Source organism: Spirosoma aerophilum (genome assembly GCF_054782495.1).
The window spans coordinates 1-222 of record NZ_BAAGSJ010000024.1; the positions used below are offsets into that span (position 1 = coordinate 1).

General features: G+C 60.4%; 1 protein-coding gene. It reads right to left on the minus strand.

Translation table 11 applies throughout. The annotated features are described in order from the left end of the window. Window positions 1-222: penicillin-binding transpeptidase domain-containing protein (locus ACYVK4_RS26055; RefSeq protein WP_461130505.1), on the minus strand; the 222-nt coding region annotated here is incomplete at both ends.

The window sequence follows — 222 nt, forward strand, 5'->3', positions numbered from 1 at the left end:
AAAGCGTTGCCCCCCCGGCAATGACAACGCATGGGGGAGCCGGCATGACCGTAAACGGTCCCGGGAAAAAGCGTCCCGTCCTGTTGGGCGACCAGGGCCTGGATTAGTTTGAAGGTGGAACCCGGGCGGTAACTGGCCATGATAGGGCGGTTGAACAGCGGTTTATAGGGATGCTTCAGCAAGGCGCCGTATTGGTTGGCCAGGTTTGTTGCCGACAGCCGG